Source organism: Paenarthrobacter sp. 4246, assembly GCF_040546855.1.
Lineage (GTDB): Bacteria > Actinomycetota > Actinomycetes > Actinomycetales > Micrococcaceae > Arthrobacter.
The window spans coordinates 92,518-106,470 of sequence record NZ_JBEPOP010000008.1 but is presented as its reverse complement, the minus strand read 5'-3'; the positions used below and the strand labels follow the sequence as shown (position 1 = coordinate 106,470).

At 65.8% G+C, this 13,953-nt stretch carries 15 protein-coding genes and 1 riboswitch; of the genes, 10 read left to right on the top strand and 5 right to left on the bottom strand.

The features are described from left to right. Window positions 1–127 precede the first annotated feature (127 nt). From ptsP to ABIE35_RS15940, 7 genes are all read left to right on the top strand, one after another. Window positions 128–1,828: a phosphoenolpyruvate--protein phosphotransferase gene (ptsP, locus tag ABIE35_RS15970; RefSeq protein ID WP_354516398.1), complete on the top strand. Its 1,701-nt coding sequence runs from the start codon at window positions 128–130 to the stop codon at window positions 1,826–1,828. Between the two features lie 30 nt (window positions 1,829–1,858). Next, a complete protein-coding gene (locus ABIE35_RS15965; protein ID WP_089596564.1) occupies window positions 1,859–2,137 on the top strand; it encodes an HPr family phosphocarrier protein in 279 nt (92 codons plus the stop codon). A gap of 57 nt (window positions 2,138–2,194) precedes the next feature. Further along, a complete protein-coding gene (locus ABIE35_RS15960; RefSeq protein ID WP_354516396.1) occupies window positions 2,195–2,617 on the top strand; it encodes a helix-turn-helix domain-containing protein in 423 nt (140 codons plus the stop codon). A 78-nt stretch (window positions 2,618–2,695) separates the two neighbouring features. Then, window positions 2,696–2,962 carry a hypothetical protein gene (locus tag ABIE35_RS15955; protein ID WP_354516394.1) on the top strand — a complete coding sequence of 89 codons (267 nt, stop codon included), beginning with the start codon at window positions 2,696–2,698 and terminating at the stop codon, window positions 2,960–2,962. Between the two features lie 2 nt (window positions 2,963–2,964). After that, window positions 2,965–3,624: a maleylpyruvate isomerase family mycothiol-dependent enzyme gene (locus tag ABIE35_RS15950; protein ID WP_354516392.1), complete on the top strand. Its 660-nt coding sequence runs from the start codon at window positions 2,965–2,967 to the stop codon at window positions 3,622–3,624. A gap of 14 nt (window positions 3,625–3,638) precedes the next feature. Then, the gene (locus tag ABIE35_RS15945) at window positions 3,639–4,457 is read left to right on the top strand and encodes an alpha/beta fold hydrolase (protein ID WP_354516391.1); all 819 of its coding nucleotides are present in this window, start codon (window positions 3,639–3,641) and stop codon (window positions 4,455–4,457) included. Window positions 4,458–4,527: 70 nt separating this feature from the next. Further along, window positions 4,528–4,800: a DUF6480 family protein gene (locus ABIE35_RS15940; RefSeq protein ID WP_354516389.1), complete on the top strand. Its 273-nt coding sequence runs from the start codon at window positions 4,528–4,530 to the stop codon at window positions 4,798–4,800. An 18-nt stretch (window positions 4,801–4,818) separates the two neighbouring features. Here the strand turns inward: ABIE35_RS15940 and ABIE35_RS15935 are convergent, their stop codons facing one another. Continuing rightward, window positions 4,819–5,883 carry an ATP-dependent DNA ligase gene (locus tag ABIE35_RS15935; protein WP_354516387.1) on the bottom strand — a complete coding sequence of 355 codons (1,065 nt, stop codon included), beginning with the start codon at window positions 5,881–5,883 and terminating at the stop codon, window positions 4,819–4,821. A 243-nt stretch (window positions 5,884–6,126) separates the two neighbouring features. Beyond that, a riboswitch (cyclic di-AMP (ydaO/yuaA leader) is annotated at window positions 6,127–6,271 on the top strand. Window positions 6,272–6,273: 2 nt separating this feature from the next. Here ABIE35_RS15935 and ABIE35_RS15930 point away from each other — a divergent pair. Further along, window positions 6,274–7,425 carry a hypothetical protein gene (locus ABIE35_RS15930; protein ID WP_354516385.1) on the top strand — a complete coding sequence of 384 codons (1,152 nt, stop codon included), beginning with the start codon at window positions 6,274–6,276 and terminating at the stop codon, window positions 7,423–7,425. Window positions 7,426–7,608: 183 nt separating this feature from the next. Here ABIE35_RS15930 and ABIE35_RS15925 read toward each other — a convergent pair whose 3' ends face one another. Continuing rightward, window positions 7,609–8,826 carry a PucR family transcriptional regulator gene (locus ABIE35_RS15925; RefSeq protein WP_354516577.1) on the bottom strand — a complete coding sequence of 406 codons (1,218 nt, stop codon included), beginning with the start codon at window positions 8,824–8,826 and terminating at the stop codon, window positions 7,609–7,611. A gap of 206 nt (window positions 8,827–9,032) precedes the next feature. Here ABIE35_RS15925 and ald point away from each other — a divergent pair, with 206 nt between their 5' ends. Beyond that, window positions 9,033–10,151 carry an alanine dehydrogenase gene (gene ald, locus ABIE35_RS15920; protein ID WP_354516383.1) on the top strand — a complete coding sequence of 373 codons (1,119 nt, stop codon included), beginning with the start codon at window positions 9,033–9,035 and terminating at the stop codon, window positions 10,149–10,151. Window positions 10,152–10,211: 60 nt separating this feature from the next. Here the strand turns inward: ald and ABIE35_RS15915 are convergent, their stop codons facing one another. The 3 genes from ABIE35_RS15915 to ABIE35_RS15905 all read right to left on the bottom strand — a co-directional run bounded on the left by ABIE35_RS15915 (window position 10,212) and on the right by ABIE35_RS15905 (window position 12,431). Beyond that, on the bottom strand, window positions 10,212–11,081 hold the full coding sequence (locus ABIE35_RS15915; RefSeq protein ID WP_354516381.1) for a hypothetical protein: 870 nt from the start codon (window positions 11,079–11,081) through the stop codon (window positions 10,212–10,214). Next, entirely contained in the window at window positions 11,078–11,629 is a 552-nt protein-coding gene (locus ABIE35_RS15910) for an RNA polymerase sigma factor (RefSeq protein ID WP_354516379.1), read from the bottom strand. Before ABIE35_RS15910 ends, ABIE35_RS15915 begins: the two co-directional genes overlap by 4 nt. Window positions 11,630–11,717: 88 nt before the next feature. Further along, the gene (locus ABIE35_RS15905; protein ID WP_354516377.1) at window positions 11,718–12,431 is read right to left on the bottom strand and encodes a hypothetical protein; all 714 of its coding nucleotides are present in this window, start codon (window positions 12,429–12,431) and stop codon (window positions 11,718–11,720) included. Window positions 12,432–12,728: 297 nt separating this feature from the next. Between ABIE35_RS15905 and ABIE35_RS15900 the strand changes: the two genes are divergently transcribed. Next, entirely contained in the window at window positions 12,729–13,931 is a 1,203-nt protein-coding gene (locus ABIE35_RS15900) for a WXG100 family type VII secretion target (RefSeq protein WP_354516376.1), read from the top strand. Window positions 13,932–13,953 lie beyond the last annotated feature (22 nt).

Genomic DNA, 13,953 nt, shown 5'->3' with positions numbered 1-13,953 from the left:
CCGCTACCCTAGCACCTATAGCGTTGCTATATGAAGTGGCTCACAAAGGAATTTTGTAGGCTAGTTTTCGAGGCTCCCGGTGCCGTCGCCGGCGGGTCTGAACCAACAAGCAGGAACAGAGGATTCAGTGCAGAATTTCCAAGGAGTAGGGGTAAGCCCTGGCCGCATCATTGGTTCCGTCCGCCAGATGCCCAAGCCGGTGAGCGAACCGCCATCGGGAGAACGGTTGGCTGCGGACGTTGCCCCGGAAGACGCCGTCGCGGGCTTGAAGGCTGCCGCGCAGTCCGTCCATGACGAACTCAAGGGACGTGCGGAGAGCGCTTCGGGCGACGGCAAGGCCGTCCTCGAAGCCACCGCCCTCATGGCCAAGGACACCATGCTCCTGAAGTCGGCGGCCAAGCTGATCAACGCAGGCTCCTCCGCAGAACGTGCCATCTGGGAAGCCGGCGCCTCCGTCTCCGAAATGCTGCACAATCTGGGCGGCTACATGGCCGAACGCGCAACTGACGTCCTGGATGTGCGCGCCCGCATCGTGGCTGAACTTCGCGGGGTGCCCGCACCCGGCATTCCCGCTTCGGACACGCCCTTCATCCTGGTGGCCGAGGACCTCGCGCCGGCAGACACCGCAACACTGAATCCCGCGGTGGTGCAGGCGCTGGTGACCTCAGGTGGAGGACCGCAGTCCCACACGGCCATCATCGCGCGCTCGCTCGGCCTGCCTGCAGTGGTCGCGGCTCACGGCGTAGACGACATTGCCGACGGAACCGAGATCTACGTCGATGGTGCGGCCGGATTCGTGGCGGCTTCGCCCTCTGACGAGCACCGCGCTTCTGCCATCGCGTGGGCTGAAACGTCAGCCACCCTGGCCGAATTCGACGGAAACGGCACGACGGCGGACGGGCACTTGGTGCCGCTCCTCGCCAACGTCGGTGGAGCCAAGGACGCCGTGGCGGCCGCCGCTTTGGGCGCCCAGGGTGTTGGCCTGTTCCGCACCGAGTTCTGCTTCCTGGAACGTGACACCGAACCCTCCGTGGACGAGCAAGCCGCAGCGTACAAGGCCGTGTTTGACGCGTTCCCAGGCAAGAAAGTTGTCCTGCGCACCCTGGACGCCGGCGCCGACAAGCCCCTGCCGTTCCTCACGGACGCCACCGAACCCAACCCTGCGCTGGGTGTCCGCGGCTACCGCACCGATTTCACCACACCGGGGGTCCTGGAGCGCCAGCTTGAAGCCATCGCCCGGGCAGCCTCCGAGTCCGAGGCCGATGTGTGGGTCATGGCACCCATGATCTCCACCGCCGCCGAAGCCGGACGCTTCGCTTCATTGTGTGCAGCTGCCGGAATCCAGACGCCCGGCGTCATGGTGGAGGTTCCCTCTGCCGCCCTGACCGCTGCCACCGTGCTGCGCGAGGTGGGGTTTGCTTCCCTGGGCACCAACGACCTCACCCAGTACGCCATGGCCGCCGACCGCCAGCTCGGCCCCCTCGCCGAACTTAATACCCCTTGGCAGCCCGCCGTGCTTCGGCTCGTGCAGCTCACCGTGGAAGGCGCGGCGCAGGAAAGCTCGGGCCGTGAAGGTGACGCCAAACCCGTGGGTGTTTGTGGTGAGGCAGCCGCCGACCCGGCCCTCGCCGTCGTCCTCACCGGTCTGGGTGTCACCACACTGTCCATGACCGCCCGGTCGCTGGCCGCCGTCGGGACTGTCCTGAAGACTGTGACCCTGGAGCAAGCCCAGGAACTCGCGCGCCTGGCCCTTTCAGCGCCCAGCGCCACCGAGGCCCGCGACTGGGTCCGCGCCAAGCTCCCCGTGCTCGAAGAACTCGGCCTCTAGCCTCTGCCTGTTTCTGTCAAAGGAGAAACCATGCCCGAACGCACAGCCACCATCGCCAGCCGCTCCGGCCTGCACGCCCGCCCCGCCGCACTTTTCGCCGAGGCCGCGGGTGAACAGCCGGTGGAAGTCACTATTGCCATGCAGGGCGAACCTGCCGATGACGCGCTCGACGCCGCCAGCATCCTTTCGCTCATGACCCTCGGTGCCGCCAAGGGCGACGTCGTGGTGCTGCGGGCCGAGGGGGACGGTGCCGACGCTGCGCTGGACGCACTGGTGAAGCTGCTGGAGACGGACCTGGACGCGGAGTAGCTTTTCGCTGGGCTGTCCCGAGGCCTGCAAACGCATGGCTCACGCTAGGCTTCTGCCATGGCACTGATAGCTCCCCGCGTCACAGCAGGACTCCCCGCCGACGACGCCCGGAATCTGGCGCGCTCCCTCAAGGAAAGCGACGACATCACCGTATTCGTGGACGGCACAGTCCACCGCCTGCCGGATGAGGCGAGGGACGCCGTCGTCGACCTCCTCGCGAGGCTGGGCCGCGGCGAAACCGTGACGGTCAGCAGCGTGGAGGAAATGCTCACCACCTCGCAGGCCGCGGAGCTTGCGGGCATTTCCCACACCTATCTGCGCAACATGACCGACCGCGGCGAAATCCCCGTGGAATACCGCGGAACGCATCGTCGGATCCGGCAAGCTGCCATCATCGCGTGGCTGGAATCCCAGAAGAAGAAACGGGCTGAAAGCGCCGCGGACCAACCCGACGGAAATGACGACAACGCCGGCCAATAGTGTCGACAGTGATAAGGATCAAGCAACGATCCCAGCCAACAGGCGGGCACCCCTTAAAGCCGGGGTTACGCTTGATCGGTGGGCAATTTCAAAGGGTGGCATATCGTGGCCGGGTTGGCCGCAATGGCCCTTGCCGCACCCTTGGGCTCTGCCATGGGATTGAACTTTGTGGCAACCTTCATGTTCGCGTGCACGGTGTTCGTGGCCGTGGCAATGTGGACGGAATCAAAAATCGCACGACGCCGGGACGCGGCTGCGGCGTCCGCCGCTGAATCGTCACACCCGGCAGGCGACCCCAACGAATCCGATGACGCCACAAGGTCCGACGACGCCACCAGGGAGTAGGCATGGGGTTCAATAGCGGTATGGCTTCGACTTCCCCCTCCGTTGTGTGGCCCGTGGTGCATGAGGAACGTCGCGCCCTGATCCGGGACCTTGAACCACTTCACCCGTTCCAATGGAGGACGCCGTCACTGTGCCCGGGCTGGGACGTCCATGATGTCCTGGCGCACGTGATCGATTCTGCCAAGACCACACGCCTCGGCTTCATTCGACGCATGATTGCCTCCCGAATGGATTTTGACCGCGACAATGCCGTGGGTGTTGAGCGCGAAAGGACCACTGATCCGGGGAAGACCCTGGTCCAGTTGCAGGCCGTGCTTTCCCGGACATCCGGGCCGCCTGCAGGCCTGGGGACGCGGTTGGTTGAAGCCTTTGTGCACGGCGAGGACATCCGCCGCCCGCTGGGGATGCGCCGCGATTACCCCGCAGCGCACGTAGCCACCGCCCTGCACTATCAGGTGCGGACCAGCACCAAGTTGGGCGGGGGCCGGGAAATCGCGGAGGGCTGGCGTTTGGTGGCCACTGACACATCCTTCGATCACGGGGATGGGCCAGCCGTTGAAGGGCCAGCCATTGCGCTGCTGCTGGCGGTGTCCGGCCGACCAATAGCGGAGGACGAGCTGAGTGGCCCCGGAGCTCCGGTGTTCTTGCGGCGGGAACCATAATGAGGGCGCGGGGCATGCCGGCACCATTGCTGTCTGCGGACGTAGAAGTTCTTGGGTTGAAGGGGCGGATCCTGTGGGCTGAGGGCAGCCCTGAGCCTGCCGCTGTGCCCTTTACCGGGTCTGAGGCCGATCCCGCCGGGCCTGTCTATGTCCTGATCCACGGCATCGGGGTCTCGCATCGTTATTTGGCCCGGTTGCACACAGTCCTCGCAGCGAGCGCACCCACCTACTCCCTGGACCTCCCGGGGTTTGGAGGGACTCCAAAGCCTGATCGCCAGCTCTCGGTGGAGGACTACGGCGCCTTCATTGCGGAGGCCCTCGCTTCCCGCGGCATCGGTTCCTACGTTTTGGTGGGCCATTCCATGGGGGCGCAGTTTGTTATCGAGGCGGCTTTGCATGCGCCGGATCGGGTCCGGCAGGTGGTGCTGATGGGGCCAGTTGTTGATTCACGGCACAAGAATGTGAGGCGCCAGTCCGTGGCTCTTCTCCTTGACGGGATGCTCCGCGAAAGCCCCTCCTCCAATTGGATCGTCACGTCGGACTATTTCCGCTGCGGTCCGCGCTGGTACCTCACTGAACTGCCGGTGATGATGACGTACCCCACTGAAAAACGCTTGGCCGGCATCAGGGTCCCCGTGCTGGTCCTGAGGGGAAGCCGCGACAACGTGGCTGGCCCGGACTGGGCCCTCCGGCTGTCGAGGGCGGTTGACCAGGGGCGCTTGGTGGAGATCCCCGGCGTCGGGCATGTAGCGCAACACATGCGGCCCCAGGCCGTGGCGGACGCCATCCGGAGTTTCGTTGCCGCGACAGCGCTTCGCGGCCAGGCACCTTGAGGAGTCCGCGCGTCCCGGCTAGGCTGGCGGAGCCATCGCATTAGTAAGTTTGCTTACGAAAGGGCTGACCGTGACCACTGGAGATAGCAAGGACGAGCAAGGCTTCGGCGCAACAGGCGCCACCGGCCCATACGGCGCCGCAACGCCCCCGGCCACCGAGAAGGACGACGTCAACGCCGACCCCGAATTGCGCCAGGACGAAGACGAAGACCCTGCGGCATCCGCCAATCCCGATCCCCTCGACGGAAACGTCACGGGCTTGGAACCCGGGGGCGGAGTGCCCCCGGGAGAAACCCCTCCGGCCGAGGGCAGCATGAGCAGCGACCAAGGACACGAAGAGTAAGGAACTGCGGGCGCCACGTTACGGCAGCCTCAGGATCTCCCCAAGATCGTAATCCGCCGGCTCCTCCAACTGGGAGTAAGTGCAGCTCTCCGGTGTGCGGTCCGGCCGCCAGCGCCTGAACTGCGTGGTGTGCCGGAACCGCTCGCCCTCCATGTAGTCGTAGGCCACCTCGATCACCAACTCGGGACGCAGGGGCACAAACGAAAAATCCTTGCCCGCGCTCCACCGGCTTTGGGCGCCGGGCATCCTGGAACCCCCGGCCCCTTCTCCTTGGCTGGCCCACTCGCCCCAGGGGTGCTCGCCGAGTTCCACCTGGTACGGCTCAAGCTCGGCTACCAGGCTTTCCCTGCGGGCCATGGGGAATGAGGCCACCACCCCCACATGCTGGAGCCGACCGGCGTCGTTGTAAAGACCCAACAGCATGGACCCCACAACTTTCGCGGTCTTGTGCCAGCGGAAGCCGGCCACCACGCAGTCCGCGGTGCGTTCGTGCTTGGTCTTGAACATCACGCGCTTGTTGGGTAGATACGTCCCGTCCAAGGGCTTGGACAGCACCCCATCCAGGCCTGCGCCTTCCAACTGCACGAACCATTCCTGCGCACGCTCCAGGTCAGTGACCGCGGGAGTGACGTAAACGGGAGGCTCAGCCTCGGCGAGCGCACGTTCCAGGATGGCGCGGCGTTCCGCGAATGGCCTGCCCATGAGGTCGTCGTCGCCGAGCGCAAGGATGTCGAACGCGATCATGGATGCCGGGGTCTTCTCGGCGAGCATCCGAACCCGGCTGTCCGCGGGGTGGATCCGCTGCTGCAGCACCTCGAACTCCAGCCGGTTGTCCGCGATCAGGACAATCTCGCCGTCGATCACGCACTTGTCCGGAAGGTTCTTCCGCAGCGCCTCCACCAGTTCGGGAAAGTAGCGGGTCATGGGCTTCTCGTTGCGGCTGCCCAGGATGACCTCGTCTCCGTCCTTGAAGACAATGGTCCGGAATCCGTCCCACTTGGGCTCGTAGTGCCCAACATCGGGGATGGCGGGGACGGACTTGGCGAGCATGGGCGAGACGGGTGGCATCACAGGCAGGTCCATAGACAATGTCTACCTGCCGGTGCAGCGCGAAGCTAGTGTTGGGCATGGATATCTTGTCCGTGTTGGCTGCCGTACCACGAACTCCCGGCGCCGGCCCCGAAGCCTAAGCGCTAGGGCTCTCTCATCCGGGGAGGCCTACCGCCCGTTACATTAATGTGACTTTACTTTCCGGCTCATGTACCGTCGTAGGGCGACCCGTATCTCCGCTGGGCCGCTTCCGGAATGACGCCGAGCTCTGCCGCATTCCGGAATCCGCCAGACCCGCGGCAGAGGCGGGGGACCCAAAAGTTCCCGGACTTTCCCAAGTCCTTGGGGTGAAGCCGCTACGGCGGCCGGACGGCCTCGTCCGAACCCGACAGCTAACCTCGAAGGCGTTGAGAGGCAACCACCATGTCCCCAACCATGGATCAGCCGCGCCGCGCCGAGACTGAACGCGAGCGCACCAAGCCAACCGGACGCCGTCGGGCCCAACCCAGCGGATCCCTCTTCAGCGTGCAGGCAGACACTGTTGCCGCACCCGAAACTACAAGCACGACGCCGGAGCCCGCCACTGCGGCCCTTCCCACCGTCGCGACACCCACCACGCGAGCGGCCGCCCGCGCGGCCGAGCGGGAGCGGGCAGCCCAGGCTGTGATCGCGCCTGCCGGGCCGGCGTCGTCCGAGGCCGAGCCGGCAACCGCGGCCATTCCCGTTGTGGAGGCCGCACGGGCTGCAGCTCCGGCCTCCACCACGCCAGGGCCTCCCACCTCGGCCATTCCGATCGTTCAGGCGTCACGTCCTGAGCAGGAGGAAAGCCCCGAGCAGCCGGGAACTCCTCAGCCTGCCGCGTCCGGACCCGCCACCGCTGCCTCCAGATCAGGCAGGGGCGGATCGTCGCTTGGCCGGGAACCCCAGGCGGTCCTGCGGAAAGCTGCATCGGTCAAACACATGAGCCAGCGCATGGCCGTGGTGGCTGGTGCCCTCGGCCTGGTCCTGACAGCCGGTACCTTGGGGCAGGCCCTCGAGCTGCCATTCTTCGGCCAGGAGACCCCTTCCCAGGAAGCCAGCGGCGCCGACCGGAATTCGGGCTCCGCGGCTCCCGCACCCAGCGCCTCCTACTCGAGGGCCTCATCGCCCTCAGCTTCAGCTGCTGCGACGTCGGCAGCCGGCCAACCGGCCACGGTTCCGGAGGCACCAACACCAGTGTCGCCGTCGTCGGTTCCCACCCCGAAAGTTTCCTTGGCGGACCCCGTGTGGGTCCCGTCCGCAGTGCCGTCGACCATCGCCGCGGACCCGGCCACCACCGCCCCCGTCCCCACCCAGCCGGCGCCGGCACCCAGCGAGGTGCCGTCGGACACGATCACCACGCCACCCACAACGCCGACGCCCACAACCACACCGACGGTCACGCCCACGCCGACTCCTACCCCAACGCCGACAGGGACTCCCACGCAGACCACCAAACCCAAGCCCACGGGCAAGCCCAGCGCGGCCACCGCGCCGCAGCCCACCGAGACGGCACTTGAAGAGATCCTGAACGCGGCAAAGGATGCCCTCAAATGAGCACCCGTTTGCCGCGCACCACCACACATGCGGGTTGGCACAGCCGGTACTGCAGCAGCAGTCGAACTGCCACGTTCCGCCGCCGGTTGGGCCGGTGGAGCTGCCAGCGCTTGAAGCGGTCCTAGGGCACCACAGCACAGGAGGCAGGCACCCAATGGGTGCCTGCCTCCTGTGCACTCAAGCTCAGATCCGTGGCCGACCGGCCCAGCGACGGGCTTTCAAGGCAGCATGCAGTTCGACGCGGATCGCTCCACTCAACGGGTCGGCGCCGATGAGCTGGCGGATCCGGCCGAGGCGGTTGTAGATGCTGCTCCTGTGGAGATGAAGTTTGGCGGCGACGTCCTGCACTGAACCATCACTGTCATAGAGGAGCTCCAGGATGGGCAGGAGTTCGCCGTTCTTGTCCTGGTCCTCCAGGGTACGGAAGTGGACGGAACCGGTGTCGTCCCAGCCGCCGGGTGCCAGCAAGCGGTCGAAGAGCTGGTAGACCCCCACGGACCGGCTGTCCACGAGTTCTCCGAGGGGCCGGTCGACGGCCGCAGCCTGCGCCGCAACCTTGGATTGCCGGTACGCCCCCGCGAGCTGCCGGATCACCTGGAACGGCTCACTGATGCCCAGGATCACCCGGTCCACCGCTCTGCCGGAGCGCTTGGCGAGTTCCAGTTGATAGTGGACCAGCACCTGGGCGTGGTCCGCACGGCCACCGGACTCACGGAACAGCACCACCGAATGTGTCTCCGTTCCGGCGCTGAACAACGCAGCGTTGACGCCGATAGTGGACTGCAACGCGGCTGAACGGTGCGTCAGGGTTGCGGCAAGGGGATCGACGTCGGACCTCGCGCCGTCCGCGTCCAGGATGGTCACCAGCTGCCATGGACCCCGGCCTTGGATTTCCTTCCACCCGGCCACGGCCGCCACGGCATTGGATTCGCCGCTGCAGGCCGAGAGGAACTCCTGCTCACGCCTGCGCCGGAACTCCGATTCTGCGGTGTTGGAATCCAGGAGCAACCCCGCCAACAGGTCCAACTCGTCGCGCACGCCGGGCAACTCGGCGAGTATCGCCGTCGCACTTTGCTCTTCAACGTCCAGCTGGACCCACAAGTAGCCCACGCGGAAACCGCGCACCAGGAGCGGCACGCAGACGCGGCCCAACATTCCGAGTTCCTCGTTGGCAGGAACGACGACGGGGCGCACCGCCGTGGCGATGCCGTGGGACAGTTGCCACACGCTGACATCGCTGGGGACACGCTTGCTGAGGAGGAAGTTCACGCGGACGCGGTCGGCGTGCGACTGGTTGGAACTGTAGGCCAGGAGGACGCCGTCGAGGTCTTCCAGGGACAGGCCGCGGCCCAGCTTCAACGCCACGCGTTCAACGATCTGTTCCACGTCCTGCTGCATCAGGAAAGCGTACCAACAGAAGGCGACACCTGACGCTCCATGGCTCGACAAATGTCGAGCTACGGTGGAGAAGATCCTTGATTTTCCGGGGCGGCCCCGTCTGCACGCAGCAAAAACCATGTCGCCTGCCTCACAGCCGGATTTATTCTGGAATCACAGCCCGCAACACATTTTTCGGCCGAAGAGGCCGCTAACGATGGAGCCCACAGATGATCATCGGCGTCCCCAAAGAAATCAAGAACAACGAGTTCCGCGTAGCCATCACGGCCGCCGGTGTCCACGAGTTCCGTACCCACGGACACACCGTTCTGGTTGAGCGTGGCGCAGGCCTCGGCTCGGGCATCACCGACGAGGAATACTCGATCGCCGGCGCCGAAATCGTCAACGAAGCTGACGATGTCTGGGGCCGTGCGGACATGGTCATGAAGGTCAAGGAACCCATCGCGGCTGAGTACCACCGCTTCCGCAAGGGCCTCATCCTCTTCACCTACCTGCACCTCGCCGCGGAGCCCGAGCTCACCGCCGAGCTCATCAACTCCGGCGTCACGGCCATCGCTTACGAAACCGTGCAGGAAGGCCGCACGCTTCCGCTGCTCGCCCCGATGTCCGAGGTCGCGGGCCGCCTGTCCGTCGTGGTCGGCGCTTCCTCGCTCATGGCCCCGGCCGGCGGCAAGGGCGTCCTCCTGGGCGGCGTACCGGGCGTCCGCCCGGCCAAGGTCGTTGTCCTCGGCGCCGGCGTTGCCGGAACCAATGCCGCTGCCATGGCGCTGGGCCTCGGTGCAGATGTCACCATCATGGACATCAACATCAACCGGCTGCGTGAACTGGACGCCCTCTACCAGGGCCGCCTGAAGACCGTTGCCTCCAACGCCTACGAGATCGAGAAGTCAGTCATCGATGCAGATCTCGTGATCGGCTCCGTCCTGATCCCGGGCGCCAAGGCTCCCAAGCTGGTCACCAACGAGCTCGTTGCCCGCATGAAGCCGGGCTCGGTTCTGGTGGACATCGCTGTTGACCAGGGCGGCTGCTTCGAGGACACGCACCCCACCACCCACCAGGAACCGACGTACAAGGTCCACAACTCGATCTTCTACTGCGTTGCCAACATGCCTGGCGCTGTTCCGAACACCTCCACGTACGCACTGACGAACGTCACCCTGCGTTACGCCGTGGCACTGGCCAACCTGGGCGTCAAGGCCGCCTTCGACCGCGACCCCGCTCTCGCTGCCGGCCTCAACATCGCCGCAGGCCACGTGGCACACCACTCCGTTTCCGAGGCGCACAACCTGCCCCTCGTCAACGACTGGCACAGCCTGGTTTCCGCTTAGGACCCCAAACACGACGGCGGGGTGCAGCTTCCACACGAAGCCGCACCCCGCCGTCGCGGTTTAACCCGCGCCGGGGTTGGCTGGCGGTGAGGGAACCACGTGGGTGGGAACAGGCACGGGGATGTCCGACGGGCGAAGCTTGGCCGGATCAATCCCCGAGGGGTCGATCGCTGGCTGCGTCGCAGGAACCACCGGCGTGGGGATGCCGCCGTTCACAGGTTCGTGGGGCAAGGGGCTCTTTGGATTTCGAGGCGACGCTCCTCCGCCGGGCTGCGGAGGGGACCCTGGGGCGGGATTGCCGGTTGGATGTGGGGCAGCAGGTGCCGGGGCGGGCTGGCTCCGATCGGGAACTGCGGGCGTCTCCTCAACAGTCGGCGCCGGGGTAGAACCGGCGGGGCCGCCCTGCTGCGGAGCGTTGCCGGAACCAGGAGTGAGCTGCGAGACCACTGAGCCGATGGCTGCTCCAAGATGCTGGAATACACCAGGGATTCCGCCGTCGGACGCGACCGCAGCAGTAGCACCGCCGGCCAACGACCCCACGACGGCGAGGCCGGCAATGGCCATGCGACGCTTTGTCCGCCGCCGCGCAGCAAGTTCGTCGGCAGGGAGGGCACCCTCCCGGGGCGGGTCAACAGTCGACACCGGGTCAATCGCACGTGCCGGGTCTCCGACCGATGCGAGTACCGCTGTCGGCGCGCCCGACGACGCGGCGGGAGCATCCGTCGTCGTGATCTGCTGGGTTGCTGCAGCCTGGCCGCTGACCATGAGCGCGCGAACGGCCTCGGACGGCACGGGGGCAGCGTCGGCCAGCGAACGAAGCTCCAGCAGTTCTGTGCGGAGTTGGGCCTCGCCCTCCAGACCGGAGTCAGCCAGGAAACGGTCGACTGCCTGCTGGTGGCTGCGTCCGCGGGACGGGATGTGGTTGCTCATGTTGTGCCGTTCGTTCGTTGTGCACGCTTCTTCAGTGCGCCCAAGGCCCGGCGCTGCAACTGCTTCACGGCGCCTTGGGATTTGCCCATGATGCCGGCTGTTTCTTCCACGGAGAGGTCGGCAACGACGCGTAGTGCCAGGACCTCCCGGTAGTCGTCTGCGAGGTCGTTCAAGAGTTCAGTGACGCCCAAACCGGAGGCCCGGCCGAACGCTTGGTCTTCCGCCGACGGGGCACGTCGCGAATCCAGTTCTGACTCGTAAGGAGTGGAGTCAGGCGCGCGTCCGCGTTTGCGGTAGTGGTCCACCATCCGCGCGTGGGCGATGGAGAAGAGTAGTGTTTTGGCGCCCTGGAGGCCGCCGTGGAGGGTTCCAAGCTTTGGATACAGGGCCAGGAACACGTCCTGGGTGACGGCTTCGGGGTCGTCCACACCGCGGGCACGTAGGTAGCCAAAGACCGGCCCGGAGAAGCTGGTGTAGGCAGCCGTGAAGAGCAGCGCGGGGTCATCCTGGTCCGCCTGCACGTATTCGTCAGCTAAAGGGTCAAGCACCCGTGGACGCCTCCATTCCACGTTACGAGGGCGGGGTTCCTTGCCCTAAGCCAAGGAACCCCGCCGTTAAACCGTAGCCGCTGCGTGGTTAGCGGACAGAATCGAGGGCTGCGCCAGGTCCCGCCGGGACGTCCACCGGAACGTCGCTCGGAACCTGCGACGGGAGGGCCGGAGCGGCAGGCGTCGCCGGGACTGCGGGGGTGGCAGGCACGGCAGGCTTGGCGGGGACGGCCGGGACCGCCGGCTTCGCCGGAAGTTCAGACGTCACGGAAGTATCGGCGTCGGCGTCTACCTGGGCCGAACCGTTCGCCTTCGCCTCGGCGGCCTTGCCCGCGTCAACCACTGCCTCGCAGTGCGCTTCCACCTTCGCTTCGCCACCGGCGGCAATGATCAGGGACTCAAAGCCCGGGACCTTGGCATCAGCGCCCAGGCCGCCGTTGAGGAACGCAGTGCACAGGCCGAAAGCCTCCGGGGACGTGGCGTCGTTGGCTGTGGCCTTCGCATCAGAAACAGCGTCGGCAGCCTTGGCCTGACCGGTTTCGGCGGCTTCGGCCGCCTTTGCCGGCGCGGTCCCGACGGCGCCGGCCGCCTTGGTGGTGGCAGTCCGGGCGGCGTCGGCTGCTTCGGCGGCCGTACCGTCAACCGGAGCAGGTGCTCCAACGAGGTCATGCGCGGCCTGCTGGATCCCGGTGGGAAGCGCACCGTTGAAGGCAGCTACACCGGTTCCACCGGCAGCTACAGCTCCGGCGGCCAGGACGCCCGCGGCGACTTTGCTGGTGGCGAGGACAGTGAACAAGGACATAAAACCCTCCGACAAAATTCTTGGGATTGCCCCGGCAGCGGTTGGGTCGCTGCCGGATGATCAGCGCGCGGACGTGGCCCGCACTCCCCTTACATCGTTTGCGGCGGCGGTGAGGTTACGCCTTGTCCAAAAATGATTGTCAGCGCGCCGCATGCCGCTCAGTTGTCCACACTGGCTAGATGTCCCCATGGCCGGGTCGGCTGCAGCCAACTATGCTCAGGAAAACGCCTGCGCCGTTGGTTGCCTGGCTTTGTATGTCACTACGTTCAGGGGATACGTGATGGGACTGGGTACCTAATGGGACAAGGATTAGTCGGCGCGGACGTCGGAGATCTCCGGCGCTTATCGGCTGTGATGGATACTGAAGCCGAGAAGATCACGGGTCTTCAGCGGGAACTGACCGCGATGATTCAGAACGGAACGTATTGGCGCGGAAATGACGCCGACCAGTTCCGTAGCAGGTGGCAAAGCGATCTCCACGGACGGCTGAGCGCGGCCGCGACTTGCCTTCGGAACAATGCCCGCGCATTGAAGCTCAACGCGGAGCAGCAGGAGCAGGCATCCGTGGGTGGCGCGGGAGGATCCAAGGGAGGACCCTCTGCCGGGTCCTTCAGGGGTATCCCAGGGGAACTTGGGTTCACTTTTGATCCCACCACCTACGGGCCCTTCACCATTGAAGGTGAAGGCTCCTTTGATAGTGAGGCAACGGGTGAAACCCACGGTTCAGTTGGTCCTGGAGGCATCGACGTCGGAGGTTCAGGAGAGGCTTCCTCTGGAGGGGGCATGACCTGGAAGGCGGAATCCGATGTGGGGCCCGTCAAGACGACTGTCACCAACGAAACCTTTGTCGGCGCCCGCGCCGAAGGCGAGTACGGGGCCAGCGTGCCGTTCGGGCTGGGACTTCCCAGCGCCCACGCCACCGGCGAAGCATTCGCAGGCGCAGAGAACGTGACCACCACACGATCCGACTTCTTCGACGGCTGGGTCACCAATACCTCCACGACGCGCTTGATGACCGGAGTGGAGGCCAGCGCACACACAGAAGCGACCAGCCCGTTCCTGTTTTCCGCGGGCGGTGAAGGCTTTGCCGGCCAGAAGCTCACCATGGATAACAAGACCGAGTTCGCCGGCGGTCTGTTCTCCTTGGGGCAGGGCGGAGAACTGCGCGCCGGGGCTTGGGCAAGTGCCGGGGAAGGCGAGCTGAGCGTCAAGGGCCGCGAGACAACCGGTACAGCGTTCAGCGCAGGTGCCGGAGCGGAACTGACCGGAAGCCGGTACGTCGAAGTTTTGGGCCAGACGTTGACCCTCAACGCAACAGTTGCCGCTGGAGCCGGTGAGGGTCACTTCTTTACGGCTTCCATGGACGAAGACGGACTGACCCTCGGCGCGGGTGCCAAGATCACTGCGGAGCTGGGACTGGGAGCAGGTGGCCAGATCACCATCAGCCCGTCCGGGTTGGTTGATTCCGTGACCGGGTTCGTCGACTTCCTCAGCAAATAGTTTCCTGTACTGACTGCGCTCC

Excerpts from the sequence above, each read along its gene's own strand:
- ABIE35_RS15900 (WP_354516376.1), top strand. The coding sequence starts at position 12,729 with ATGGGACAAGGATTAGTCGGCGCGGACGTCGGAGATCTCCGGCGCTTA.
- ABIE35_RS15965 (WP_089596564.1), top strand. The coding sequence starts at position 1,859 with ATGCCCGAACGCACAGCCACCATCGCCAGCCGCTCCGGCCTGCACGCC.
- ABIE35_RS15945 (WP_354516391.1), top strand. The coding sequence starts at position 3,639 with ATGCCGGCACCATTGCTGTCTGCGGACGTAGAAGTTCTTGGGTTGAAG.
- ABIE35_RS15905 (WP_354516377.1), bottom strand. The coding sequence starts at position 12,431 with ATGTCCTTGTTCACTGTCCTCGCCACCAGCAAAGTCGCCGCGGGCGTC.
- ABIE35_RS15960 (WP_354516396.1), top strand. The coding sequence starts at position 2,195 with ATGGCACTGATAGCTCCCCGCGTCACAGCAGGACTCCCCGCCGACGAC.
- ABIE35_RS15950 (WP_354516392.1), top strand. The coding sequence starts at position 2,965 with ATGGGGTTCAATAGCGGTATGGCTTCGACTTCCCCCTCCGTTGTGTGG.
- ald (WP_354516383.1), top strand. The coding sequence starts at position 9,033 with ATGATCATCGGCGTCCCCAAAGAAATCAAGAACAACGAGTTCCGCGTA.
- ABIE35_RS15930 (WP_354516385.1), top strand. The coding sequence starts at position 6,274 with ATGTCCCCAACCATGGATCAGCCGCGCCGCGCCGAGACTGAACGCGAG.
- ABIE35_RS15935 (WP_354516387.1), bottom strand. The coding sequence starts at position 5,883 with ATGGACCTGCCTGTGATGCCACCCGTCTCGCCCATGCTCGCCAAGTCC.
- ABIE35_RS15915 (WP_354516381.1), bottom strand. The coding sequence starts at position 11,081 with ATGAGCAACCACATCCCGTCCCGCGGACGCAGCCACCAGCAGGCAGTC.